This is a genomic window from Pseudomonas fluorescens, assembly GCF_001307275.1.
Classification (GTDB): domain Bacteria; phylum Pseudomonadota; class Gammaproteobacteria; order Pseudomonadales; family Pseudomonadaceae; genus Aquipseudomonas; species Aquipseudomonas fluorescens_AA.
On the sequence record NZ_CP012831.1, the window covers coordinates 6,308,852 to 6,333,376 of the forward strand.

Genomic DNA, 24,525 nt, shown 5'->3' on the forward strand with positions numbered 1-24,525 from the left:
TGGTTCATTCCAGCCCGGCCAGCAATTGGCCGATGCCTTGCAAAGTAAGGATATGGTCGGGCTCATGCAGGGCCAGCGCCGCTTCGGGCATGGTCGCGACCTGGGCTTCAGCGGGATCCTGGACCACGGTGATGCCACCCAGCGCCCTGACCTTCGCCAGGCCCCGGGCGCCATCGCCATTGGCACCGGTCATTACCACAGCCAGCAACTTCTCGCCGTAGACATCGGCGGCCGACTCGAACAGCACGTCGATGGACGGTCGCGAATGATGTACGGGCTCCTCCAGGCTCAACGACAGGCAACGGTCGGCCTCGACCGACAAGTGATAGCCGGGCGTGGCGACGTACAAGGTACCCGGTGCGATGTCCAGTTTGTCCCGGGCCTCCTCCACCGGCACCGCCAGGCGATGGCCGAGCACGGAGGCCAGTTGGCTGTCGCGCTCATTCGGCAAATGCAATACCACCAGGATGGGCAGGCCGAAACCTTTGCGCAGGTGTCCGAATACCCTGAGCAACGCTTCGACGCCGCCGGCCGATGCACCGACGACAATGGCCTCGATGGGCGGGTTGGATCTGTCCTTGGTCTGATTCATAGCTTGCGATAGATCCGTTCCTGTTTGACCAACGGCTCGAATCGATGACCGTAAGCCGAAAAATCCAGTGTCTCCTTACTGCCCAATACCAGGAAACCACGGTGACAAAGGGACTCATGGAACAGTCCAAACGCACGATCTTGTAGCTTTTTATTGAAATATATCAATACGTTGCGGCATGAAATTAACTGAGTTTCTGAAAAAACACTATCGGTCGCCAGGCTGTGATCGGCAAAGGTCACGTTCTCGCACAGGGTTTTATCGAACATCGCGTAATCGTAGGCGGCTGTGTAGTAATCGGCAAACGATCGCCGTCCTCCAGCGCTCTGGTAGTTCTGCGTATAGGTGCGCACGTTTTCCAGGGAGAAAATGCCCTGCTTGGCTTTTTCCAACGAGCGCGGATTGATGTCGGTGGCGTAGATCAATGTGCGGTCCAGCAGACCTTCTTCTCGCAGCAGGATCGCCATGGAGTAGACCTCCTCTCCCGTGCTGCAACCGGCGATCCAGATCTTGATCGAAGGGTACGTCCTGAGCAGCGGCACGACTTCCTCGCGGATCGCCAGGAAATGCGAGGGGTCGCGAAACATCTCACTGACGGGGATCGTCAGCAGTTGCAGCAACTGCATGAATACACCCGAGTCGTGCAGCACGCGCTCCTGCAAGGCCGAAATGGTCTTGCACTCGAACTGGCTCAACGCATGGTGGACCCGGCGCTTGATGGAGGCCCCGGAATAATCGCGAAAATCGTAGCTGTACTTGAGGTAAATCGCTTCGATCAACAAACGAAGTTCAATGTCAGTGTCACGTTCCACTAAATTCTTTCCATATTCGGCAACCACACGCGAATCAGCGAGAACAGACGATCCAGATCGATCGGCTTGGCCAGGTAGTCATTGGAACCCGCCGCCAGGCAGCGTTCCTGATCGTCCTTCATGGCCTTGGCCGTCACGGCGATGATCGGCAGCTTGCGCCAGCGCGGATCCTTGCGGATCAGCGTGGTGGCTTCGAAACCGTCCATCTCCGGCATCATCACATCCATCAGCACCAGGTCGATGTCGTCGAATTCATTCAGGCGATCGATCGCCTCCAAGCCATTACGGCCGATGACCACGATCGCCCCCTTCGCCTCCAGGGCGCTGGTCAGGGCAAAGATGTTGCGCACATCGTCGTCCACCAACAGCACCTTGCGGCCTTCGAACACCTTGTCGCGGCTGCGGGCGGTCTTGAGCATCCGCTGTCGTTCATGGGACAACCGGGATTCGACTTTGTGCAGAAAGAGTGTCACCTCGTCCAGCAAGCGCTCTGGCGAACGGGCGCCCTTGATGATGATCGAGCGTGAATACTTGCGCAGTTCGGCTTCTTCGTCCCGCGTCAGGTTGCGCCCGGTGTAGACGATCACCGGCGGGAAGGAACAGATGTCTTCGCTGGACATGCGCTTGAGCAGGTCATTGCCGAGCATGTCCGGCAACTTGAGGTCGATGATCATGCAGTCGTAGACATTGGTCCGCAGCAGGTCCAGGGCCTGCTGGGCCAAGCCAACGGCGGTGATCTCGATGTCATCGTCGCCGATCAGGCGGGTAATACTGTCGCGCTGCAGATCATCGTCCTCCACCAGCAGCACCCGCTTGACCTTCTGGGTCAGCTTGGCCTCCAGGCGGGCGAACACGTCCTTGAGTTCTTCACGGGTGGTCGGCTTGACGGCATAGCCGATGGCGCCCATGTGCATGGCGGCTTCGACACGGTCTTCGACGGAAATCACGTGCACCGGGATGTGCCGGGTTTCGGCCTGCTCCTTGAGCCGCTGCAACACCGTCAGTCCGGAATGGTCCGGCAGGCGCATGTCCAGCAGGATCGCGTCGGGAGCCAGTTGCAAAGCCAGGTCGAAGCCTTCGTCGGCGCCGTGGGCCACCAGGCACTGGTAACCGAGCTCGTGGGCCAGGTCGAACAGAATCCGGGCGAACTTGGGCTCATCTTCGATCACCAGGATGCACCGGGTGTCGAACGGCGCCTTGTCGCGGTCGTCGGCGAACCGGGCAATCGGCGTTTCCACCTCGGCGACCAGCGGCGCCGGTGCGGCTTTTGGCGCGACAGGCGCCGGCGCGGTGGCCGTCGGGGTGAAGGTCATCGGCGCTATCGGCGTGTCACCGGGCTCGACATAACGCTCAGGCAATACCAGCGTAAACACACTGCCCTGCCCAGGCTCGCTGGAGACCGAAATCGAGCCGCCCAGCAACATGGCCAGGTCCCGGGAAATCGACAACCCCAGGCCGGTGCCGCCGTAGCGACGGTTGGTGGTGCCATCGGCCTGGCGGAACGCTTCGAAAATGCTTTGCTGTTGATCGGCGGCGATGCCGATCCCGGAGTCCCGCACCATGAACGCGATGCCCGAGCCTGGCTGACCGGCCACGGACAGGCTGACGGAACCTTGCTCGGTGAATTTCACGGCGTTGGACAGCAGGTTCTTGATCACCTGCTCCAGGCGCTGGCGATCGGTATAGAGCATCGCCGGCGCATCGGGCAGCACCTGGACCTCGAAATTCAGGCCCTTGTCCGCCGCCAACGGCTTGAACATATCCTGCAGCCCTTCCACCAGACGCTGCACACTGGTGTTTTCCGGACGCACTTCCAGCTTTCCGGCCTCGACTTTGGAGATGTCGAGGATGTCGTTGATCAGGTTCAGCAGGTCGTTGCCGGCGGAGTAGATCGACTCGGCAAACTTGACCTGTTCCTCGCTGAGGTTGTGCTGCGGGTTCTCCGCCAGCAGCTTGGACAGGATCAGCGAGCTGTTGAGCGGCGTGCGCAACTCGTGGGACATATTGGCCAGGAACTCGGACTTGTACTTGCTCGAGCGCTGCAGCTCTTCGGCGCGCTCCTGCAACTGGATCTGGGCCAGGTTCAATTCGCTGTTCTTCTGGTCCATGGCGTCGCGCTGCTCGGCCAATTGCTCGTTGGTCTGCTCCAGTTCCTGTTGCTGGGCTTCCAGGTGGGCCTGGGACTCCTTGAGGATGCGCGACTGTTCTTCCAACTCTTCGTTGGCGGTCTTGAGCTCTTCCTGCTGGACTTGCAGCTCTTCGTTCAACTGCTGGGTTTCGGCCAGGACTTCCTGCAGGCGCTGGCGATAACGGGCGGCTTCGATGGAGGTGCCGATATTGCCGGCGATCAGTTCCAGCAGCTCGACGTCACGCTCGGTCAATGGCCGCAGGAAACCCAGTTCGATGACACCGTTGATCCGGTCATCGTCACTGGTGGGCACCACCAGCACGCTGTTGGGCAGGCCTTGCCCCAGCCCGGAGCTGACTTTCAGATAATCGTCCGGTACGTCGTCCAGACGAATAAGACGCCCCTGCTGCACGGCCTGGCCAGCAATACCTTCGCCGGCGATGATCACCTGCTGTTGTTCTTCATCCTCCCGGGACAGCCCGTAGGTGGCGACGCGCCTGAGGACACCATTTTCTTCCCGCGCATACAGCGCAGCGACAGCGACGCCCAGGTACTTCGCACAGAACTGCAGGATGTTGCGACCCAACAGGTTCAGCGACAGTTGCCCCAGGACCTGCTCGGCCAGTTGCGTCTGGCCGTTACGCAGCCAGGCCTGCTTCTCCAGGTGCAAAGCGCTGCGTTGCTGGACTTTCAGGCTGGCGCTGTAGCTTTCGGACAGGCTCAACAGATCCCGGCGACCGACGTAGGCCAGCAGCCCGCTGACCGCTGCGACAAACAACAGGTAAAGGGCAATGCTCCAGACGGTCGTGGTGCGCACATCCTGATTGCGGGCCGCACGCAATTGTTGCTCGGTCTCGACGACTTCTTCGAAGGACTGGCGAATTTCGTCGGTCAGGCGCTTGCCGCGCCCGGCCTTCACCGCGCCCCGGTAATCGCCGCTGGTGCGTTGCAGGTCGATCATGCTTTGGGCGTAATTGGCCCACTCCGTCTGGAGTGCCTGGATCTTGTGCAGGCGGTCGGTCTGGACGGGGTTATCGGCTGTCAATTCCAGCAATGTGTCCAACGCCACGGCAATCCGCGGCTTGGCCACTTCATAGGGGTCGAGGAAGTGCTCGTCACCACTCAACAGGTAGCCGCGCATACCGGTTTCCAAGTCCACGCTCAGCTTGAGCGCTTCGTTGGCGTTATTGATCACCCTGTCGGTATGGCCGACCCATTGGATCACCGACAGCAGGTACGTGATAAGGATGACGAAAAATACCGCGCTGAGGGCGCCGATGCCCAACGGCAGGCTGATATTGCGGCTCAGGAGCTTGCGAAAACTTTGCTCGTCGACCGAAGACGAAGGAGTCATGGAAAGGGGCCTTGGTGGACAGTTGAAATCGGTGGAGTTTGCCCGAAAAACCGCGCCTGGATCCACATTTTCTGACAAGTCAAGGAGGCAAATCCCACGACAATCCGTCTTATAGCAGGGAAGCGACTATCCTTGTCAGCTCTTGTACTATAGATCCTTTCTTGTACAACCCAGGGAACTTGTGCCGCCTTGGCACTTACTCATGAATGAGACCTTTTTTTTCCGTGCCCCTCCCGCTCCCATCTTTCGAGAATGTCGACTATGCCCACCACCCCTGCCGCCACCCAGCCCACCATCCTGGTAGTCGAAGACGATGACATTGTGCGGATGTTGATCGTCGACGTGCTGGAGGAACTGGAGTACCAGGTGCTGGAGGCGGACGGCTGTGAGCAGGCGCTGAGTTTTTTGCGTGACCACCAACAGGACATCGCCTTGATGATGACCGACGTCGGCCTGCCGGTAATGGACGGACGCGAATTGGCCAAGCAGGCTCGACTCGAGCGGCCACAACTGCCGGTGCTGTTTGCCAGCGGATATGCCGAAAGCATCGACGTGCCTGAAGGCATGTCGGTGATCGGCAAACCCTTCTCCATCGATCAATTGCGGGACAAGGTCAAAAGCATTCTTGCTTGAGCCGGATCGCATTCTTGGTCACTATCGGCGCCCCGCGCGCCGATGGCGCCTGATTCGCTCCGAGGACCCCCTTGCTCATGACTGCCACCAAAGTCCTGGTTATCGGCTATGTCTGGCCCGAGCCGCGCTCATCGGCGGCCAGTGGGCACGTCATGCAGATCCTTGACACCTTCCTCGGCCAAGGCTGGGACATCACCTTCAGCAGCCCGGCCGGCCCGGGCGAGCAGCGCGCCGACCTGGCCGCGCTGGGTATCCGCGAAGTGCCCATCGAACTCAATAGCAGCAGCTTCGACGCGTTCATCCAGACACTTGCGCCGGACATCGTGCTGTTCGACCAGTTCATGATGGAAGAACAGTTCGGCTGGCGTGTCGAAAAGCACTGCCCCGGCGCCCTGCGGGTGCTGGAGACCTCCGATCTGCAAAGCCTGCGTCACGCCCGGCATCAACGCCTGAAAGAGCGCCTGAAGCGCGATGAGGCGAGCGAGGACTTCAGCGACCTCTTCGCCCCGGCCCTGGGCGAGGAATTCCAACGAATGGCCGACACCGACCTGGCCAAGCGGGAAATCGCCGCCCTGTACCGCTGCGACCTCAACCTGATGGTGTCCGAGGTTGAAATCGAACTGCTGGTGGAGCACTTCAAGCTGCCCCGCAACCTGCTGCACTGGTGCCCGTTGATGCTGGACCTGCCCAGTGAACCGTCGGTACCGTTCGAGGACCGGGCGCATTTCCTGAGCATCGGCAACTTTCGCCACGCGCCGAACTGGGACGCCGTGCTCTGGATGAAAAACGCCATCTGGCCGCTGATCCGCCAGCAATTGCCTGGCGCACAACTGCACCTGTACGGCGCCTATACCCCGCCCAAGGCCGCTGCATTGCACAATCCGGCCCAGGGTTTTCACATCATGAACTGGGCCGAGGACGCCTTGCAGGTCATGTCGGCGGCACGCATCTGCCTGGCGCCGTTGCGTTTCGGCGCCGGGATCAAGGGCAAGCTGATCGACGCCATGCTCTGCGGTACCCCCAACGTCACCACGCCCGTGGGAGCCGAAGCCATGCACGGCGACATGCCCTGGCCCGGGTCGATTGCCCGGAGTGCCGAAGGCATCGCCAGCGCGGCGGTGCAGTTGTATAGCGACCAGGCGCGCTGGGCCCAGGCCCAGCACGCCGGCCTGGCGCTGCTGGCGAGCCGCTACCGGCAACAGGTGCATGGACCGGCGCTGATCGACAGCATCAACGCTTGCCGGGCAGACCTGGCACAACGACGCCGGGACAATTTCACCGGCAGTATGCTGCGTCACCACCAGCACAAAAGCACCCAATACATGTCCCAGTGGATCGAAGAAAAAAACCGCAACGGTTAGACGCCAAGGTGGCACCTGCCTGGCGAAGGGGGCATTATCCAGTGGCGATAACAATAAAAGTGCCAGGCCCATGACCCGAACAGCCAGAGTCACCGACCCCTCCTATGAGCTGATGGACGACCATAACGGGCTGTCCATCATCTACCGCCAGCACGGCTTTCCCTGCCCGCTGGTGCGCTGGCATTTCCACAAGGAATACGAGCTGCACTTGATCGTTGCCAGTTCCGGCAAGGTGTTCATTGGCGACTACATTGGCAACTTCTACCCCCAGTCGCTGTTTCTCACCGGGCCCAACCTGCCCCACAACTGGATCAGCCAGGTGGCCGAGGACGAAGTGGTGCCCAAGCGCGACATGTTGGTGAACTTCACCGACGAGTTGTTCGAAAGCGGCCACCAGGTATTCGCCGAACTCAAGACGGTCGCACCGCTGCTCGAACGCGCCCAATACGGCATCGAGTTCCGTTGCAAGCGCACCATCCGCCAGGCCATGAGCCTGATGCAGCGCATCGCCGATTCCCAGGGCATGAGCCGCCTGGGGCACTTTTTCATCCTGATGGAGCTGCTGGCCGCCACGGATGACTACCAACTGCTGTCCGGCGCGACCGCCCCGCAAACGGCGGACGAACACAGCATCGACCGCACCAACCGCGCGGTGGACTACATCTTTGCCCATTACGCCCGGGAGCTGCCCCTGGAAGAAGTCGCCGAACACCTGGGCATGAAACCCACCTACTTCAGCCGGGTGTTCAAACAGGCCACTGGCCGCTGCTTCATCGAATTCGTCAATCGCCTGCGCATCAGCAAATCCTGCGAATTGCTGGCCGACGGCGACAAACCGGTAACGGACGTGTGTTTTGAATCCGGCTTCAACAACATCTCCAATTTCAACCGGCGTTTCCAGCAGCTCAAGGGCATGACGCCTTCCCACTACCGGCGGCTGGCGGTGCAGCGGTTGACCGAGCAGAACCAGGGCTGAGACTTTTCGCCCCGACAGAGATCCCCTGTGGCGAGGGAGCTTGCTCCCGCTGGGCTGCGAAGCAGCCCCCTGGATCAGCCTTTCGCACCGAGTTGTCAGGGGAATTGTTGAGGGCCGCTGCGCGCCCCAGCGGGAGCAAGCTCCCTCGCCACGGGTCCTTTGTTCGGCCTGAAGTGGCAGGCATTAATCCCTCCAGTGCAAAAAAGTATCAGTACAAGTGCGACGGATGATTTGTCACACCGTCCATTGAAGGCTGTAATCAGCGCACATTCTTCCCTTCATCCGGAAGACACAAAAACAATAACTGTCCTTCCGCAGCTTTCGGGCGCGGAAAAGGAGTGCGCGATGAAACCTTCGGTAAAAGCTCTGCTTGTCTCCACCTGCATGACCCTCAGTAGCGTCAGCTTCGGCGCACAGACCCTCACCATTGCCACCGTCAACAACAGCGACATGATCCGCATGCAAAAGCTCTCGAAAACCTTCGAGGCCGAGCACCCGGACATCAAGCTCAACTGGGTGGTGCTCGAAGAAAACGTCCTGCGCCAGCGCCTGACCACCGACATCGCCACCCAAGGCGGGCAGTTCGACGTGCTGACCATTGGCATGTACGAAGCAGCACTCTGGGGCGCCAAGGGCTGGCTGGAGCCGATGAAGGATTTGCCGGCCTCCTACGACCTGGACGACGTCTTCCCTTCCGTGCGCGATGGTTTGTCGGTCAAAGGCTCGCTGTACGCCCTGCCGTTCTACGCCGAAAGCTCGATCACCTATTACCGCACGGACCTGTTCAAGAACGCCGGGCTGACCATGCCCGAACACCCGACCTGGACCCAGATCGGTGAGTTCGCGGAAAAACTCACCGACAAATCCAAGGAGCAATATGGCCTGTGCCTGCGGGGCAAGGCCGGTTGGGGCGAGAACATGGCGCTCATCACCACCCTGGCCAACGGTTATGGCGCGCGCTGGTTCGATGAGAAGTGGCAGCCGCAATTCAATGGCCCCGAGTGGAAAGACGCACTCAACTTCTATGTCGACAACATGAAGAAATCCGGCCCGCCGGGCGCCTCCAGCAACGGTTTCAACGAAAACCTGGCGCTGTTCAACAGCGGCAAATGCGCAATCTGGGTGGATGCCAGCGTCGCCGGCTCGTTCGTCACCGACAAGACCCAGAGCAAGGTGTCCGATCACGTTGGATTCACCTTCGCCCCCCACGAAAAAACCGACAAAGGCACCTCGTGGATGTACTCCTGGTCACTGGCCATCCCGACCAGTTCCAAAGCCAAGGAAGCCGCCACGGTCTTTACCACTTGGGCGACGTCCAAGGAGTACAGCCAATTGGTCGCCAAGACCGACGGCATTGCCAACGTACCGCCAGGCACCCGCACCTCGACCTACAGCGACGAGTACATGAAGGCCGCGCCGTTTGCCAAGGTGACCCTGGAATCGTTGAAAGTCGCCGATCCGAAAGCGCCAACCCTCAAGCCTGTGCCCTACATCGGCATCCAGTTGGTGACCATTCCCGAATTCCAGGCCATCGGCACCCAGGTGGGCAAGTTCTTTTCGGGGGCGCTGACCGGCCAGCAGACCGTGGACCAGGCGTTGACCGCCGCGCAGTCCACCACCGAACGCGAGATGAAACGCGCTGGGTATCCCAAGTAGTCAGCTCATTGAGGCCCGCTCCCGATACCTGTGGGAGCGAGCTTGCTCGCGATGAGGGCTCCCCGGCCAATATCACGAGTGACTGACACGACGCCATCGCGAGCAAGCTCGCTCCCACAGTGGATCTTCATAGGCCCGCAAAAATCGGTTCAATGCCATGAATAGCTCAACTACAACCGCCAAAGCCCCCATCGAGATTGCCCCGCCGCCGGCGCGCAAGATCCGCCTGGCCAACCCCGGCTGGTTCCTGGTCAGCCCTTCGGTGGCCTTGTTGCTGCTGTGGATGATCGTGCCGCTGGGCATGACCGTCTACTTCTCGATGATCCGCTACAACCTGCTCTACCCCGGCGAAAACGAATTCGTCGGGCTGGAGAACTTCACCTATTTCCTGACCGACTCGGGTTTCATGCCCGGCGCCACCAATACTTTGTTGCTGGTGGGCAGCGTGCTGTTGATCAGTATCGTCCTCGGGGTATTGATCAGCGCGCTGCTGGAGGCCAGTGAGTTTTTCGGTCGCGGCATCGTCCGCGTGCTGCTGATCTCGCCGTTCTTCATCATGCCCACCGTCGGTGCGCTGATCTGGAAGAACCTGATCTTCCACCCGGTCTCGGGCATCCTCGCCTCGGTGTGGAAACTGTTCGGCGCCCAGCCGGTGGACTGGCTGGCCCATTACCCGTTGCTGTCGATCATCATCATCGTGAGCTGGCAATGGCTGCCCTTTGCGATTCTGATCCTGATGACCGCCATGCAGTCACTGGACCAGGAACAGAAAGAAGCCGCCCGCCTGGACGGTGCCGGCCCGATCGCGATCTTCTGGCACCTGACCCTGCCGCACCTGGCCCGCCCGATTGCCGTGGTGCTGATGATCGAAACCATCTTCCTGCTGTCGGTGTTCGCCGAGATCTTCACCACCACCAACGGTGGCCCCGGCTATGCCTCCACCAACCTTGCCTACCTGATCTACAACCAGGCGCTGGTGCAGTTCGACGTCGGCATGGCTTCGGCCGGTGGCTTGATTGCCGTAGTCATTGCCAACATCGCCGCCATCATCCTCGTCCGGATGATCGGTAAAAACCTCACCGACAAGCATTGAGGCCGTCGCCATGACTCTTCAACAATCCCGTCGCCTGCAAAGCCTGCTGCTGGGCACGCTGGCCTGGGCCATCGCGATCCTGATCTTCTTTCCGATCTTCTGGATGGTGCTGACCAGCTTCAAGACCGAAATCGATGCGTTCGCCACGCCGCCGCAGTTCATCTTCACGCCGACCCTGGAAAACTACCTGCACATCAACGAGCGCAGCAATTACTTCAGCTTCGCCTGGAACTCCGTGGTGATTTCCTTCAGCGCCACCGCCCTTTGCCTGCTGATCGCGGTACCGGCAGCCTATTCCATGGCGTTCTATGAAACCCAGCGCACCAAAGGCACGTTGTTGTGGATGCTCTCCACCAAAATGCTGCCACCGGTGGGCGTGCTGATGCCGATCTACCTGCTGGCCAAGCAATTTGGCCTGCTGGACACGCGTATTGCGCTGATCATCATCTACACGCTGATCAACCTGCCCATCGTGGTCTGGATGATTTACACCTACTTCAAGGACATTCCTCGCGACATCCTCGAGGCCGCGCGCCTGGATGGCGCCACGCTCTGGCAGGAAATGGTCCGTGTACTGCTGCCGATTGCCAAGGGCGGCCTGGCGTCCACCGTGCTGCTGTCGCTGATCCTTTGCTGGAACGAGGCGTTCTGGTCGCTGAACCTCACCTCCTCCAAGGCCGCGCCCCTGACGGCGCTGATCGCTTCCTACTCCAGCCCGGAAGGTTTGTTCTGGGCCAAATTGTCGGCCGTCTCGACCCTGGCCTGCGCGCCGATCCTGATCTTTGGCTGGATCAGCCAGAAACAGCTGGTGCGCGGTTTGTCCTTCGGCGCGGTGAAGTAACGCGCCCTACACCATTATCAGAAGTGGAGGCCCATCATCATGGCCAACCTGAAAATCAAGAATTTGCAAAAGGGTTTCGAAGGCTTCTCCATCATCAAGGGCATCGACCTTGAGGTGAACGACCGCGAGTTCGTGGTCTTCGTCGGCCCGTCGGGCTGTGGCAAATCCACACTGCTGCGGCTGATCGCCGGTCTGGAAGAGGTCAGCGACGGCACCATCGAACTGGATGGCCGGGACATTACCGAAGTCAGCCCGGCCAAGCGCGACCTGGCCATGGTGTTCCAGACCTACGCCTTGTATCCGCACATGAGCGTACGCAAGAACATGTCCTTCGCCCTCGACCTGGCCGGTGTACCCAAGGCCGAAGTCGAGAAGAAGGTCAACGAAGCGGCGCGCATCCTTGAGCTGGGCCCGATGCTCGAGCGCAAGCCCAAGCAACTGTCCGGCGGCCAGCGCCAGCGCGTGGCGATCGGTCGGGCCATCGTGCGCAACCCGAAAATCTTCCTGTTCGACGAACCGCTGTCCAACCTCGACGCCGCCCTGCGAGTGCAGATGCGCCTGGAACTGGCACGCCTGCACAAGGAACTGCAGGCGACCATGATCTACGTGACTCACGACCAGGTCGAAGCCATGACCCTGGCCGACAAGGTGGTGGTGCTCAATGGCGGGCGCATCGAACAGGTCGGCTCGCCGCTGGAGCTGTATCACCAGCCGGCCAACCTGTTTGTCGCCGGGTTCCTCGGCACACCGAAAATGGGCTTCCTCAAAGGCAAGGTCACCGCCCTGGACAGCCAGGGCTGCGAGGTGCTGCTGGACGCCGGCACGCGCATCAACCTGCCGCGCAGCGGTGCCAACCTGAGCGTCGGCGGCGCGGTGACCCTGGGGATTCGTCCGGAACACCTGAACCTGGCGCAACCGGGCGACTGCACATTGCAAGTCACCGCCGACGTCAGCGAGCGGCTGGGCAGCGACACCTTCTGCCATGTCGTCACGACGTCCGGCGAAGCCTTGACCATGCGGGTTCGCGGCGACCTGGCGAGCCGTTTCGGCGAGCAACTGAACCTGCACCTGGACGCCGAACACTGCCATTTATTCGATGCCGAGGGCGTAGCGGTAAGCCGCGCGCTGCGCGCCGCCGCCTGATTACCGAGACTTGCGATGAAACTCAACCGACAAAACCTGCACAACCTCAACCCTGACGTAGCCCTGCCCGCCTATCCGTTGGGCGACATCCGCCAGGGCATCGCCCATATCGGCGTAGGCGGTTTCCATAGGGCTCACCAGGCCTACTACACCGATGCGCTGATGAACACCGGTGTCGACCTGGACTGGGCCATCTGCGGCGTGGGCCTGCGGGCCGAGGATCGCCGTGCCCGGGATGACTTGGCCAGCCAGGATTACCTGTTCACCCTGTACGAACTGGGCGACACCGATGACACCGAAGTCCGGGTGATTGGCGCGATCAATGACATGTTGCTGGCCGAAGACGGCGCCCAGGCGCTGATCGACAAGCTGGCCGATCCGCAGATCCGCATCGTTTCGCTGACCATTACCGAAGGTGGCTATTGCATCGACGACAGCAATGGCGAATTCATGGCCCACCTGCCGCAGATCCAGCACGACCTGAACCATCCCGAGGCACCGAAAACCGTCTTCGGCTTCCTCTGCGCCGCCCTGGCCAAGCGTCGCGCCGCTGGTATCCCGGCGTTCACGTTGATGTCTTGCGATAACCTGCCCCACAACGGCGCCGTGACCCGCAAGGCATTGCTGGCCTTCGCCGCATTGCGCGACGCGGAGCTGGGGCAGTGGATCGACCGCAACGTCAGCTTCCCCAACGCCATGGTCGATCGCATCACGCCCATGACCAGCGTGACCCATCGCCTGCAACTGCATGACGAACATGGCATCGACGACGCTTGGCCGGTGGTCTGCGAACCGTTCGTGCAATGGGTGCTGGAAGACAAGTTCGTCAGCGGTCGCCCGGCCTGGGAAAAGGTCGGCGTACAGTTCACCGATGACGTTTCTCCTTATGAGGAGATGAAAATCAAGTTGCTCAACGGCAGCCACCTGGCGTTGACCTACCTGGGCTTTCTCAAGGGTTATCGCTTCGTCCACGAAACCATGAACGACCCGTTGTTCGTGCGTTACATACGCGCCTACATGGACCTGGACGTGACACCGCAACTGGCACCGGTACCAGGCATCGACCTGACCGACTACAAGAACACCCTGGTGGAACGCTTTTCCAACCAGGCGATTGCCGACCAGTTGGAGCGGGTCTGTTCGGACGGCTCGTCGAAGTTTCCAAAATTCACCGTCCCGACCATCAACCGCTTGATTGCCGACGGCGGCGAAACCCGCCGTGCGGCACTGGTCGTGGCCGCCTGGGCCGTGTACCTGAAGGGCGTGGACGAGAATGGCGTGACGTATTCGATCCCGGACCCGCGGGCAGCGTTCTGCCAGGCATTGGTGGCTGACGATGCGCTGGTGACCCAGCGGATGTTGGAAGTCGAAGAAATCTTTGGCACGGCGATCCCCCGCTCGCCGGAGTTCGTGGCAGCATTCGAATGGTGCTGCAACAGCTTGCGCGAGCACGGGGTAACACGAACACTTGAGCGGGTATTGGCTGACGCAGACTAACGGTCTGCTTTTGTGGCGAGGGAGCTTGCTCCCTCGCCACGGGTGTTTGCTGATCGAGCGGTTATTCCCTGCGGATATTGATCTGACGACCAAGGATTTCTATGGCAAACCAACAACTGTTCCTGGGCATCGACTGCGGCACCCAAGGCACCAAGGCGTTGATCCTGGATACGATCAGCGGCCAGGTACTCGGCCAGGGCGCGGCCGCCCACAGCATGATCAGCGGGGCCAACGGGCGTCGTGAACAAGACACCCAACAATGGCTCGATGCATTCACCCAGGCGACGCATCAGGCCTTGGCCGCCGCCGGGGTCGATGGCCAGGCGATCCTCGGTATCGGCGTGTCCGGCCAGCAACACGGCTTGGTGCTGCTTGACGACCAGGGCCAGGTCCTGCGCCCGGCCAAGCTGTGGTGCGACACCGAGACGACGCCGGAAAACGATCGGCTCCTGGCGTACCTGGGCGGAGAAGACGGCAGCCTCGAACGCCTCGGCGTAGTGATCGCGCCGGGCTACACGGTCTCCAAACTGCTCTGGACGCGGGAACAGCATCCCCAGGTATTCGAACGCATCGCCAGCGTCCTGCTGCCCCACGACTTCCTCAACTACTGGCTCACCGGCCGCCATTGCAGCGAATATGGCGATGCCTCGGGGACCGGCTATTTCAACGTGCGCACCCGCCAATGGGACGTGCAGTTGCTGCAACACATCGACCCCAGCGCACGCTTGCAAGCGGCGCTGCCGGAGTTGATCGAGGCCCACCAGCCCGTCGGACGCATCCTGCCGGCCATTGCCGCGCACCTGGGCATCAACCCCGACGCGGTGGTGGCCAGCGGTGGCGGCGACAACATGATGGGCGCCATCGGCACCGGCAACATCCAGCCCGGCGTGATCACCATGAGTCTCGGTTCCTCCGGCACGGTCTATGCCTATGCCGCCGAACCTGCGGTCAGTCCGCAACCGTCAGTGGCGACGTTCTGCTCATCCAACGGTGGCTGGCTGCCATTGATTTGCACCATGAACCTGACCAACGCCACCGGGGCGATTCGCGAGCTGCTGGACCTGGACATCGACGCCTTCAACGCCCTGGTCGTCCAGGCCCCGATTGGCGCCGAGGGGGTCTGCATGCTGCCGTTCCTCAACGGCGAGCGGGTGCCTGCCCTGCCCCATGCCACCGCTAGCCTGCTGGGCCTGACCACCACCAACCTGACCCGGGCCAACCTGTGCCGCGCCGTGGTCGAAGGCACGACCTTCGGTTTGCGCTATGGCCTGGACCTGTTGCGGGCCAACGGGCTCAAGGCCCAGAGCATTCGCCTGATCGGTGGCGGCTCGAAGAGCCCGGTATGGCGGCAGATCGTCGCCGATATCATGGACACCACAGTCATTTGCACTGAACAAAGCGAAGCGGCTGCGTTGGGTGCGGCGATCCAGGCGGCGTGGTGCCATTCAGGCGCGCAAGACAGCCTCGCCGAACTGTGCGAGCGCTGCGTCAAGCTCGACCCGGCCAGCGAAACCCGGCCAGTCACCGCCCATGTCACGGCGTCCCAGCAGGCCTATGAACGTTATCGACAACACGTCGCAACCCTTTGAGAGCGGGCAACTATGTATCTGGTGTGTGGTGAAGCGCTGTTTGATTTTTTCAGTGAAGCCGAGGCGGATGGCCCGGCCTCGCAGGTGAACTACAAGGCGATTGCCGGTGGCTCGCCATTCAACGTGGCGGTGGGGTTGCGCCGCCTGGGTATTGAATCGGCGCTGTTTAGCGGATTGTCCACCGACTACCTGGGCCGTCGCTTGCAGCAGGTGCTGCTCAACGAAGGTGTCAGCACCCGATACCTGCTGGACTTCGACGCGCCGACCACCCTGGCGATGGTTGCCGTAGGCGCCAATGGTTCGCCCCACTACAGCTTTCGCGGCGAAGGGTGTGCCGACCGGCAACTGAGCCTGGACCATCTACCGGAGCTGGGCCCTGAAGTGCGTGGCTTGCATGTCGGCTCGTTCTCGCTGGTGGTCCAGCCCGTTGCCGACACGCTCCTGGCCCTGGTGCAACGGGAAAGCGGCAGGCGCCTGATCAGTCTCGACCCGAACGTGCGGCTCAACCCGCAGCCGGACATCGAACTGTGGCGTTCGCGGATTGCGACACTGGTGCAATATGCCGACCTGATCAAGGTCAGTGACGAGGATCTGGGCCTGCTCTACCCAGGGATCGAGCCCCAGGCGGTCATCGAAGGCTGGCTGAAGCACCGTTGCCAAGTGGTCTTCCTGACCCGTGGCGGCCAGGGGGCGACCGTCTTCAGTCGCCAGCACGGCACATGGTCGCTGCCAGCATGCCCGGTGAAGATCGCCGACACCGTGGGTGCAGGCGACACCTTCCAGGCCGCCCTGATTGCCTGGCTGACTGAACAACAATTGGATTCGATCGAGGGCCTGCAGACACTGACCCGCGAGCAGGTCAGCGCCATGCTTGAGTTCGCCATTCGCGCCGCAGCACTGACGTGCGGCAAAACCGGGCCGGACCTGCCCTATCGGCAGCAACTGGCCTGACTTGCGCGCTACAACTGAAAAGCTGGACGCCGGGTTCGGACATCACCGGACCCGAGCGTCAGAGGGAAAATGACAAGGCCGTAATCAGCGCCCGGTCATTCGATGGTGTTGCTGATGAAAGTGATTGCCTGCGGCAGGATTGTGGTCAAGCTCCGTACGCAACTCGGCAATCAGGTCGTTGATGGCTCGGCACCCGGTGAGTTTCCTGGCATCGATGTTCGTTTTGAGCAAGGCCACATGGTCGGTCCTGTGGTCATCGAAGATCTTGATCGTCATCGTCAGCTCAGGTGACAACGTGCATTGCGAGCGCTTGGGCAGCAAGCTGCTTTCAATGATGTTTCGCATTTCGAGGGCAGATAAAAACATGGCGACTCTCTCCTGTTGAGGCGGCCAATTTATGTTCACGACGGCGGTACCTTCGTCCGTTTTCTTCCCTGCGGACTGGGACTATGAATACCGTGCCGTTCTCTTTCTTGGCATTTTCAGTTAACAAGTTCGTCAAGCGAACTCCTGAACCATCCCGCAAAAAATATGCCTGTATTGACGACCTTCCAGATTGATATGAATCAAGCGTTTAGCTTCGTCCCGCGCCAGAGGGCTCGTGCAAAGTGCAAGGAAAGGTTGTTTTTTCCATGCAAACTGCAATCACTTTTATCCTGTTCGCAACCTAGATTAGCCCCTATTTCGAAGGAGAAAGTGGGCATCCGTCGCCTGGTATGAAAAAAGTGTGACGTAGCGTAAAAAACTCAAAGAGCTCCCACCGCCGCCCGCTCCGCCACGTGGCGCAAACTGTCGAAGTTGATGTTGGCACCCGAATCGATCGCTACCAAGGTCTCGCCTCGCGCGCCCGTGTGCGCCACGTATTGCTTGATGCCCGCCACCGCCAAGGCCCCTGACGGTTCTGTAATTGATCGGGTGTCGTCATAGATGTCCTTGATCGCGGCGCACAGTTGGTCGTTGCTCACGGTCATCACCTCATCGACACAGAAACGGCAGATATCCAGGCCATGGGCGCCGATCTGCGCCACGGCCACGCCGTCGGCGAAGGTTCCCACCTCGGGCAAGGTCACCCGTTCCCCGGCGGCCAGCGCAGCCTGGAGACAGGCAGAATGCTGCGACTCGACGCCAATGATGCGAACTTCCGGGCGCAGGTATTTGACGTAGGCCGCGATCCCGGCGATCAGCCCCCCGCCTCCGACCGGAACGAAAATCGCGTCCAGCCGACCAGGATGCTGGCGCAGGATTTCCATGGCGACGGTGCCTTGCCCGGCAATCACGTCCGGGTCGTCGAAAGGCGAGACGAATTCCCGCCCGGTCTGCTCGGCCAACTCCAGCGCATGGGCCAGGGCAAACGGAAAGCTGTCGCCGTGCAGCAGCGCCTCGGCACCGCGGTTGCGCACGCCCAGCACTTTCAGTTGCGGGGTGGTCACGGGCATGACGATGCGGGCCGAAATACCCAGCTCCCGTGCCGCCAGCGCGACGCCCTGGGCGTGATTGCCGGCTGACGCGGTGATGACGCCCCGGGCCCTCTGCTCCGGGGTCAGGTGTACGAGCTTGTTGTAGGCACCGCGGATCTTGAAGGAAAAAGTCGGTTGCAGGTCTTCGCGCTTGAGCAGGATCCGGTTGCCCAGGGCCTCGGACAGTGCAGGCGCCGCTTGCAGTGGCGTGCGCACGGCCAGTTCGTAGACCGGCGCGGCGAGGATTTTCTTTACATAGTGCTCAAGCAGGGTTTGCTCGGTGTGGGCAGCGGTCATGGTCATGACGATCTCCTGGTTCGCTCGGAGCCCAGGAGACAGAAAGAAAAAACCCGCCTCGAGGGCGGGTTCGGTGCAGCCGTCAGCTAGCCCGCCAAATAAGGAATGGCGGTAATAATGCTTGGCTGGCTGCGCAATACGGTTGAGTTCATGCCTGGAAATTAGCGGTGCGTTGGCGGCAAGTCAATGGGCAATATCAAGTGCCCGCCGACATTCGCCGCAATGACCTCAAGTGAACAGCATCACCTGTGGGAGCGAGCTAGCTCGCGATAGCGGAGTATCAGTCAGCATCAATGTCAACTGATCCATAGCAATCGCGAGCAAGCTCGCTCCCACAGTTTCTTCAGTTATTTGAGGCCGACTTTGTACAACGCTCCGTCGTCCTCATCCGTCAACACATAGAGATACCCATCCGGCCCCTGGCGAACATCACGGATTCGCGCCTTGAGCTCGCCCAACAGGCGCTCTTCATGGACGACCTTGTCGCCTTGCAATTGCAGGCGGATCAGTTCCCCCGGCACCAAGGCGCCGATGAACACATTATGTTGCCAGGCCTTGAAGCGGCCCTGGTCGTAGAACGCCATGCCGCTGAGTCCCGGTGAGACCTGCCAGACGTGGTGAGGGTCAAGGGCGCCTTCGACGGTCTTGCCCTGGGCCTCGGGAATCGGGGCGCCGGAGTAGTTGATGCCGTGGGTCGCCAGTGGCCAGCCGTAGTTCTTGCCGCGCTCGATGATGTTCAATTCATCGCCGCCCCGGGGCCCGTGTTCGTTCTCCCAGAGGGTGCCACTCCAAGGATTGAGGGCAGCGCCCTGGGGGTTGCGCATGCCGTAGGACCAGATCTCGGGACGCACGCCTTTCTGGCCGACGAAAGGGTTATCGTCGGGCACCTTGCCGTCGGGGTAGATGCGCACGACCTTGCCTTGCAGTTTGTCCAGGTCCTGGGCGGTGGGCCGGTCGTTGTTTTCCCCCAGGGTAATGAACAGATAGCCGTCGCGGTCGAAGACCAGTCGCGAGCCGAAGTGGTTGCCCGTGGACAGTTTGGGTTGCTGGCGGAAGACCACGTCGAAGTTCTTCAGGCTCTTGAGGTCTTCAGCCAGTTGCCCGCGCCCCACGGCGGTGCCGGCCTTGCCGTCTGCACCCACCTCGGCATAGGACAGGTAGACGGTGCGATCCTGCTTGAAGTCCGGCGACAGCACCACGTCCAGCAGGCCGCCCTGGCCCTTGGCCCACACTTCGGGCACGCCGCTCAAGGGCGCGGACAACTGGCCGTCGGGGCTGACCACGCGCAGGTTGCCCCCTCGCTCCGTCACCAGCATGCCCTGTTGGCCCGGCAGGAACGCAACGGACCAAGGGTGCTCCAGCCCCTTGACCACGGTGGTCACTTCCAGCGTGCCCTCCTCGCTCTTGAATGACTGGGTTGGCGCGGCACTGGCCGGGGTGGCGAGGGTCAGGACAGCGCTGGCGCAGAATGCGGCCAGGAGTGTTTTACGCAACATGCACATTTCCTTCTGCGGTGTTGAAAGAGAACAGCGGGCGCCAGTGCCTAGCGATTGCCATTCTGGCTGTTGCGCGGTGGCGCAGGAGACTCGATGGTCGGTCGCGGCGAACCCGACGGCTGGCCGGAACGGGGGTAGCCATTGCCGATGCCGCCATTTTCCAGGGTCGGTGGCCGTGGTACTGGCACTGTCGGGTTGTTATGAATCGTCGGCACGTTGGGTCGGGTGCCCTGCATGCTGTTGGGATTGGCCCGGCGCGTCGGGCTGTTATAGGGATTGTTGTTGCCCGGCAGGTTCTGGGCCAGGACCGTTGGGCCTGCGCTGGGCGTGGCGGCCTGGGCAGCGGCAGTCAGTAATAGCGTCATGATGACGAGCATCAGCCTGTTCATTGGGACACCTCTTGGGTTCAGGCATATCGAAAGCACGCTACGCCGCAGGTTCGCCCTTGTTAAGCGAAATATCCCGGTGAAGATGTAACGAAGCGTCTCCGAACGCAGGTGGGAGCAGGCTCGCCCCCACCACAGTGGAAACTTTTCCCGAGGCGCGAAGGTCACCAGAGAGACATCCACCGGCAAGGAAAACACCACCATGGCTCGGGCAATCTGGAAAGGCGCAATCAGTTTCGGGCTGGTCCACATCCCCGTCGCGCTGGTGTCGGCCACCTCTTCACAGGGTGTGGATTTTGACTGGCTGGACAAACGCAGCATGGATCCGGTGGGCTACAAGCGGGTCAACAAGGCGACGGGCAAGGAAGTGACCAAGGAAAACATTGTCAAGGGCGTGCAGTACCAGAAAGGCCAGTACGTGCTGCTCAGCGAAGAGGAAATCCGCTCCGCTCACCCCAAGTCCACCCAGACCATCGATATCTTTTCTTTTGTCGGCAGCGAGAAGATCCCCCTGCAAAACATCGACACGCCCTACTTTCTCGCCCCCGACAAACGTGGCGGCAAAGTCTACGCCCTGTTGCGCGAAACCCTGGTCAAGACCAACAAGGTGGCCCTGGCCTACGTCGTGCTGCATACCCGCCAGCACCTGGCCGCCCTCATGCCCCTTGAATCGGCCCTGGTGCTGGTGATGCTGCGCTGGCCCGCGGAGGTGCGCGAGCTGGATGTCCTGGAACTGGGCGACGAGGTCACGAACCCGACCCTGGCCAAGGGCGAGCTGGAAATGGCCAAGCGCCTTGTGGAGGACATGAGTGCTGACTGGGAGCCGCAAGAATACCGGGACAGTTTTGCAGACAAGATCATGGAACTGGTGGAGAAAAAGGCCAACGAAGGCCGCCTCGAAGCCGTGGAGACCGATCCGGGCGAAGAACAACGCAAGACCGCCGATGTCATCGACCTGACCGAGTTGCTCAAGCGCAGCCTGGGCGGTAAGGGCAAGGCCAGCGACAAATCCGCCGGGAAGCCCCCGGCAAAATCTGCGAAAACCGGCAAATCCGCTCCTGCCAAAAAAGCCACCAAGGCCTCCCGGGGCTAAAACCCTGGCGTGTGCAATACAAGGGAATCTGTCATGGCCAACGCCGAGAGTGAATCTGCTCGTTTGTCCAATGCCGAGTCGGACGCCACGACGCCCCGCGACCCTGGCCGAGGGGGCAAGACAGCTCCGGGCACCCGCTTGCCCGAGCGCCTGTCGCCGCAGTTAGCCACGCCCGTGGAGGAGCCACCCACCGGTGAATGGCGCTACGAAGTCCAGTTCCACGGATATCGCCTGCTGACCCGCATCGAACAAGGTGAAGTGCGGCTGTACAACCGCAATCACCAAGACTGGACCGATCGGCTGAAACTGCATGCCGACGCCCTGGCCGGGTTGGACCTGGGGGACAGTTGGCTGGATGGCGAACTGGTCCTGCTCGATGAAACCGGCCACAGCGATTTCGCCGCCCTGCGCGAGGCCTTCGAAATCAGCCGCACCGTTGACATGGTGTATTTCCTGTTCGACGCGCCCTTTCTCAATGGCGTCGACCTGCGCCAGGCGCCAGTGGAAGAACGCCGTGCCGCACTGAAAAAAGCCCTCGGCAACAACGCCAGCAAGCGCCTGCGCTTTTCCGAGTGGTTTTCCGCCAGCCAGCACGACATGTTCGAAAGCGCCATCGCGCTCTCACTGGACAGCGTGGTCGGCAAGCGCCTGGGCAGCCCTTATATGTCCCGCCGAAGCGCCGACTGGGTAAAGCTCAAGTGCCGGTTGCGCCAGGCCTTCGTCATCGTCGGATTCACCCGCCCCCAAGGCAAGCGCAGCGGTTTCGGCGCGCTGCTGCTGGCCGTCAACGGAGCAACGGGGCTGGTGTATGCCGGCCGGGTCGGCACAGGGTTCAGCCAGGTACAAATCAAGCAATTGCATGAGCAACTGTGTACCCAGCAGCGCGAGAGCTCGCCACTGGCTGAGCCGCTCAACGGTACGCAGGGACGCGGCGTGCAATGGGTCGAGCCGACCCTGACTTGTGAAGTCGAATTCACCGAGTGGACCCGCGATAACCAGGTGCGGCAGGCCATTTTCCTCGGTTTGCCGCTCCATACGCCCGCCAACAAAGTGGTTCGGGAGCAACCCCTGCCGATAAAACCCTCCACGCCCAAACCCCAGCGTCGCAAAAAAGCCAGCACCGCCAAAGTCGACGGGGTGACGATCACCCACCCCGAGCGGGTCATCGACAGTGTCAGCGGCGTGCAAAAGGCCGAGTTGGCGCAGTATTACCTGGATATCGCCCCTTGGATCCTGCCGCACCTCAAGTTGCGCCCGGTCGCGCTGCTGCGGGCACCGGACGGTATCGGCGAAGAACTGTTCTTTCAAAAACACGCCGATCGCCTGGAGATTCCCCACATCAGGCAGCTGGATCCGCAACTGGACCCGGGCCATGCAGCCCTGATGGAGATCGATGATATCCACGCGCTGGTCGGCGCGGCGCAGATGGGCACGGTGGAACTGCACACGTGGGCCGCGACCCACGACCGGATCGAGACGCCTGACCTGTTTGTCCTGGACTTGGACCCGGACCCGTCACTGCCCTGGAGCGCCATGATCGAGGCGACCCGCATGACCTTGGCGGTACTCGACGAGCTGGGCTTGCAGGCGTTCCTCAAGACCAGCGGTGGCAAAGGCATGCATGTGATCGTGCCATTGGCGAGAAACGAAGGCTGGGACACCACCAAGGCGTTCGCCAAAGCCATCTCTCAGTTCCTGACCCGGCAAATGCCCGAGCGCATCACCGCCACCATGGGACCGAAGAACCGCGTCGGGAAAATATTCGTCGACTACCTGCGCAACGCCCGTGGAGCCAGCACCGTAGCCGCCTATTCGGTACGTGCCAGGCCAGGCCTGCCGGTCTCGGTGCCGATTGCCCGGGCCGAGCTGTCGACCCTGCGCAACGCCCAGCAATGGGACATGTATACCGCGCTGGAACGGGCCAGAAGCCTGGGCGCCGATCCTTGGGAGGGCTACAACCACCGCCAGCGGATTACCGCCAGGATGTGGGAGCAACTGGATGCGCAAAAGCCCGAGGCATGAGGACCAATCCAGGGTTCAAATCCAGACGAAGATCGCCAGCAAACCACCGAAAAAAGCCCACTTCTGCAGGTAATACAGCGTGCGATTGCGCTTCTTCAGGGCCTTGCCTTGCAATCGGATCTTGTAGAGCCTGGAGAACGCCCGGTTCAGGCCGCCCGTCCTGTCGCCCGCGTCGTTGGGCGCACCGGCCGCCGCCATCACGGTACGGCTGAACCAGCGGTTGAAGGCGGTGGCCCAGCGAAACCTCATCGGCCGTTCCACGTCGCAGAACAGGATGATGCGATTATGGGCGGTGGTGTTCTCGGCGTAATGGATGAACGTTTCGTCGAAAATCACCGCTTCGCCATCGCGCCAATGATAAGGCTCGCCATCGACATTGATGTAGCAGCCGGCATCGTTGGGCGTTTCCAGGCCCAGGTGATACCGATAGGACCCGGCGTAAGGGTCGCGGTGGCGGACCAGCTTCGACCCCGGCGGCAACTCGGCAAACATCGCTGCCTTGATCGAACCGATGCCTTGCACCAGTTCCGTGGTGCGTGGGCACAGCTTCATGGCCGAGGGATGGCTGTCGCCGTACCACTTCAGGTAGAAACGCTTCCAGCCGGTCTTGAAGAATGAATTGAAGCCCACGTCGTCATACTGATTGGAACGCTTGATCTCCCCGGCGCGCAGCAGGCTCTGGCCTTCGGCCCGGATCTCTTCCCAATGGGCCTGCAACGGGCTCAGGTCGGGGAACTGCGCCGGGCTCAGGAAAGGCTTGTTCGGCAGTTTCGAGCACAGGTAAAGCAGGCAATTGATCGGTGCCAGAAAAGACGAATGATCGCTCAACTGGCGCCCGATCTTATGCCGCACGCGTCCGCGCAGGTGAACGTAACCAATGGAGAGGAGGTAGATCGCGACAATGATGAGTTTCACGAAAGTCCGTCACATGCAGGAGTGAACAGGTTGCGTCTCCAGGCCAGCCAAGCGGCAAAGGAGATGGCATCGGGTGAGATGGCATTTTAGCCACAGGTTGTAAGCAAAAGTTACCCCAAAGTTGTGAAAAACTGTCTTGCCCGGGCAATCCCCTATCGTTTATGCGGCCAGATCAGTACAATCGCCGCCAATTATCACGCGCCCCCTTTGGCCGATACCGCAAACCGCGGCTT

At 61.1% G+C, this 24,525-nt stretch carries 19 protein-coding genes and 1 pseudogene; 12 read left to right on the forward strand and 8 right to left on the reverse strand.

Annotated features, from left to right (window positions below; translation table 11 throughout):
- Positions 1-4: 4 nt before the first annotated feature.
- Genes AO356_RS27665 through AO356_RS27675 form a run of 3 tightly spaced genes read right to left on the reverse strand, consistent with a single transcriptional unit; the run spans position 5 to position 4,886 of the window.
- Positions 5-592, reverse strand: coding sequence for a chemotaxis protein CheB (locus AO356_RS27665; protein ID WP_060742524.1), 588 nt, complete (start codon positions 590-592; stop codon positions 5-7).
- Positions 589-1,404, reverse strand: a complete 816-nt coding sequence (locus tag AO356_RS27670; RefSeq protein WP_060742525.1) for a CheR family methyltransferase — start codon at positions 1,402-1,404, stop codon at positions 589-591. The genes AO356_RS27665 and AO356_RS27670 overlap by 4 nt, the downstream gene beginning before the upstream one ends.
- Entirely contained in the window at positions 1,404-4,886 is a 3,483-nt protein-coding gene (locus tag AO356_RS27675) for a response regulator (RefSeq protein ID WP_060742526.1), read from the reverse strand. Before AO356_RS27675 ends, AO356_RS27670 begins: the two co-directional genes overlap by 1 nt.
- Before the next feature lie 252 nt (positions 4,887-5,138).
- Here AO356_RS27675 and AO356_RS27680 point away from each other — a divergent pair, with 252 nt between their 5' ends.
- The 10 genes from AO356_RS27680 (at position 5,139) to AO356_RS27725 (ending at position 16,626) form a co-directional block, all read left to right on the forward strand.
- Complete coding sequence (locus AO356_RS27680; protein ID WP_081015440.1) at positions 5,139-5,519, forward strand: response regulator; 381 nt, start codon at positions 5,139-5,141, stop codon at positions 5,517-5,519.
- A 77-nt stretch (positions 5,520-5,596) separates the two neighbouring features.
- Positions 5,597-6,880 (forward strand): glycosyltransferase, encoded by a 1,284-nt coding sequence (locus tag AO356_RS27685; RefSeq protein ID WP_060742528.1) that lies wholly within the window; start codon positions 5,597-5,599, stop codon positions 6,878-6,880.
- Positions 6,881-6,950: 70 nt separating this feature from the next.
- Positions 6,951-7,856 (forward strand): AraC family transcriptional regulator, encoded by a 906-nt coding sequence (locus AO356_RS27690; RefSeq protein ID WP_060742529.1) that lies wholly within the window; start codon positions 6,951-6,953, stop codon positions 7,854-7,856.
- Positions 7,857-8,201: 345 nt separating this feature from the next.
- Positions 8,202-9,512, forward strand: a complete 1,311-nt coding sequence (locus AO356_RS27695) for an ABC transporter substrate-binding protein (RefSeq protein ID WP_060742530.1) — start codon at positions 8,202-8,204, stop codon at positions 9,510-9,512.
- Positions 9,513-9,669: 157 nt separating this feature from the next.
- Positions 9,670-10,605 (forward strand): carbohydrate ABC transporter permease, encoded by a 936-nt coding sequence (locus AO356_RS27700; protein ID WP_053184628.1) that lies wholly within the window; start codon positions 9,670-9,672, stop codon positions 10,603-10,605.
- 10 nt (positions 10,606-10,615) lie between these two features.
- Complete coding sequence (locus AO356_RS27705; protein ID WP_060742531.1) at positions 10,616-11,446, forward strand: carbohydrate ABC transporter permease; 831 nt, start codon at positions 10,616-10,618, stop codon at positions 11,444-11,446.
- 39 nt (positions 11,447-11,485) lie between these two features.
- Complete coding sequence (locus AO356_RS27710) at positions 11,486-12,589, forward strand: ABC transporter ATP-binding protein (protein ID WP_060742532.1); 1,104 nt, start codon at positions 11,486-11,488, stop codon at positions 12,587-12,589.
- 15 nt (positions 12,590-12,604) lie between these two features.
- Positions 12,605-14,086: a mannitol dehydrogenase family protein gene (locus AO356_RS27715; protein WP_060742533.1), complete on the forward strand. Its 1,482-nt coding sequence runs from the start codon at positions 12,605-12,607 to the stop codon at positions 14,084-14,086.
- A gap of 101 nt (positions 14,087-14,187) precedes the next feature.
- Entirely contained in the window at positions 14,188-15,675 is a 1,488-nt protein-coding gene (xylB, locus tag AO356_RS27720; RefSeq protein WP_060742534.1) for a xylulokinase, read from the forward strand.
- 12 nt (positions 15,676-15,687) lie between these two features.
- Positions 15,688-16,626, forward strand: a complete 939-nt coding sequence (locus AO356_RS27725) for a carbohydrate kinase family protein (protein ID WP_060742535.1) — start codon at positions 15,688-15,690, stop codon at positions 16,624-16,626.
- An 84-nt stretch (positions 16,627-16,710) separates the two neighbouring features.
- Here the strand turns inward: AO356_RS27725 and AO356_RS27730 are convergent, their stop codons facing one another.
- From AO356_RS27730 to AO356_RS27745, 4 genes and pseudogenes are all read right to left on the reverse strand, one after another.
- Entirely contained in the window at positions 16,711-16,992 is a 282-nt protein-coding gene (locus tag AO356_RS27730; RefSeq protein WP_060742536.1) for a DUF1652 domain-containing protein, read from the reverse strand.
- Between the two features lie 389 nt (positions 16,993-17,381).
- Positions 17,382-18,386: pseudogene (ilvA, locus tag AO356_RS27735) on the reverse strand (threonine ammonia-lyase, biosynthetic); the annotation flags it as partial.
- Between the two features lie 341 nt (positions 18,387-18,727).
- Positions 18,728-19,876: a PQQ-dependent sugar dehydrogenase gene (locus AO356_RS27740; protein ID WP_060742537.1), complete on the reverse strand. Its 1,149-nt coding sequence runs from the start codon at positions 19,874-19,876 to the stop codon at positions 18,728-18,730.
- 47 nt (positions 19,877-19,923) lie between these two features.
- Complete coding sequence (locus AO356_RS27745) at positions 19,924-20,265, reverse strand: hypothetical protein (protein ID WP_060742538.1); 342 nt, start codon at positions 20,263-20,265, stop codon at positions 19,924-19,926.
- Positions 20,266-20,464: 199 nt separating this feature from the next.
- Between AO356_RS27745 and AO356_RS27750 the strand changes: the two genes are divergently transcribed.
- Together AO356_RS27750 and ligD are read left to right on the forward strand one after the other, a co-directional pair.
- Positions 20,465-21,355 carry a Ku protein gene (locus AO356_RS27750; RefSeq protein ID WP_060742539.1) on the forward strand — a complete coding sequence of 297 codons (891 nt, stop codon included), beginning with the start codon at positions 20,465-20,467 and terminating at the stop codon, positions 21,353-21,355.
- A gap of 33 nt (positions 21,356-21,388) precedes the next feature.
- Positions 21,389-23,377, forward strand: a complete 1,989-nt coding sequence (gene ligD, locus AO356_RS27755) for a DNA ligase D (RefSeq protein ID WP_060742540.1) — start codon at positions 21,389-21,391, stop codon at positions 23,375-23,377.
- A 15-nt stretch (positions 23,378-23,392) separates the two neighbouring features.
- Here ligD and lpxO read toward each other — a convergent pair whose 3' ends face one another.
- A complete protein-coding gene (gene lpxO / locus AO356_RS27760) occupies positions 23,393-24,292 on the reverse strand; it encodes a lipid A hydroxylase LpxO (protein ID WP_060742541.1) in 900 nt (299 codons plus the stop codon).
- Between the last annotated feature and the right edge of the window lie 233 nt (positions 24,293-24,525).

Coding starts and splice junctions, on each gene's coding strand:
- AO356_RS27665 (WP_060742524.1), bottom strand. CDS start 592: ATGAATCAGACCAAGGACAGATCCAACCCGCCCATCGAGGCCATTGTC.
- AO356_RS27675 (WP_060742526.1), bottom strand. CDS start 4,886: ATGACTCCTTCGTCTTCGGTCGACGAGCAAAGTTTTCGCAAGCTCCTG.
- AO356_RS27680 (WP_081015440.1), top strand. CDS start 5,139: ATGTCGACTATGCCCACCACCCCTGCCGCCACCCAGCCCACCATCCTG.
- AO356_RS27685 (WP_060742528.1), top strand. CDS start 5,597: ATGACTGCCACCAAAGTCCTGGTTATCGGCTATGTCTGGCCCGAGCCG.
- AO356_RS27690 (WP_060742529.1), top strand. CDS start 6,951: ATGACCCGAACAGCCAGAGTCACCGACCCCTCCTATGAGCTGATGGAC.
- AO356_RS27695 (WP_060742530.1), top strand. CDS start 8,202: ATGAAACCTTCGGTAAAAGCTCTGCTTGTCTCCACCTGCATGACCCTC.
- AO356_RS27700 (WP_053184628.1), top strand. CDS start 9,670: ATGAATAGCTCAACTACAACCGCCAAAGCCCCCATCGAGATTGCCCCG.
- AO356_RS27705 (WP_060742531.1), top strand. CDS start 10,616: ATGACTCTTCAACAATCCCGTCGCCTGCAAAGCCTGCTGCTGGGCACG.
- AO356_RS27710 (WP_060742532.1), top strand. CDS start 11,486: ATGGCCAACCTGAAAATCAAGAATTTGCAAAAGGGTTTCGAAGGCTTC.
- AO356_RS27715 (WP_060742533.1), top strand. CDS start 12,605: ATGAAACTCAACCGACAAAACCTGCACAACCTCAACCCTGACGTAGCC.
- xylB (WP_060742534.1), top strand. CDS start 14,188: ATGGCAAACCAACAACTGTTCCTGGGCATCGACTGCGGCACCCAAGGC.
- AO356_RS27725 (WP_060742535.1), top strand. CDS start 15,688: ATGTATCTGGTGTGTGGTGAAGCGCTGTTTGATTTTTTCAGTGAAGCC.
- AO356_RS27730 (WP_060742536.1), bottom strand. CDS start 16,992: ATGTTTTTATCTGCCCTCGAAATGCGAAACATCATTGAAAGCAGCTTG.
- AO356_RS27740 (WP_060742537.1), bottom strand. CDS start 19,876: ATGTTGCGTAAAACACTCCTGGCCGCATTCTGCGCCAGCGCTGTCCTG.
- AO356_RS27745 (WP_060742538.1), bottom strand. CDS start 20,265: ATGAACAGGCTGATGCTCGTCATCATGACGCTATTACTGACTGCCGCT.
- AO356_RS27750 (WP_060742539.1), top strand. CDS start 20,465: ATGGCTCGGGCAATCTGGAAAGGCGCAATCAGTTTCGGGCTGGTCCAC.
- ligD (WP_060742540.1), top strand. CDS start 21,389: ATGGCCAACGCCGAGAGTGAATCTGCTCGTTTGTCCAATGCCGAGTCG.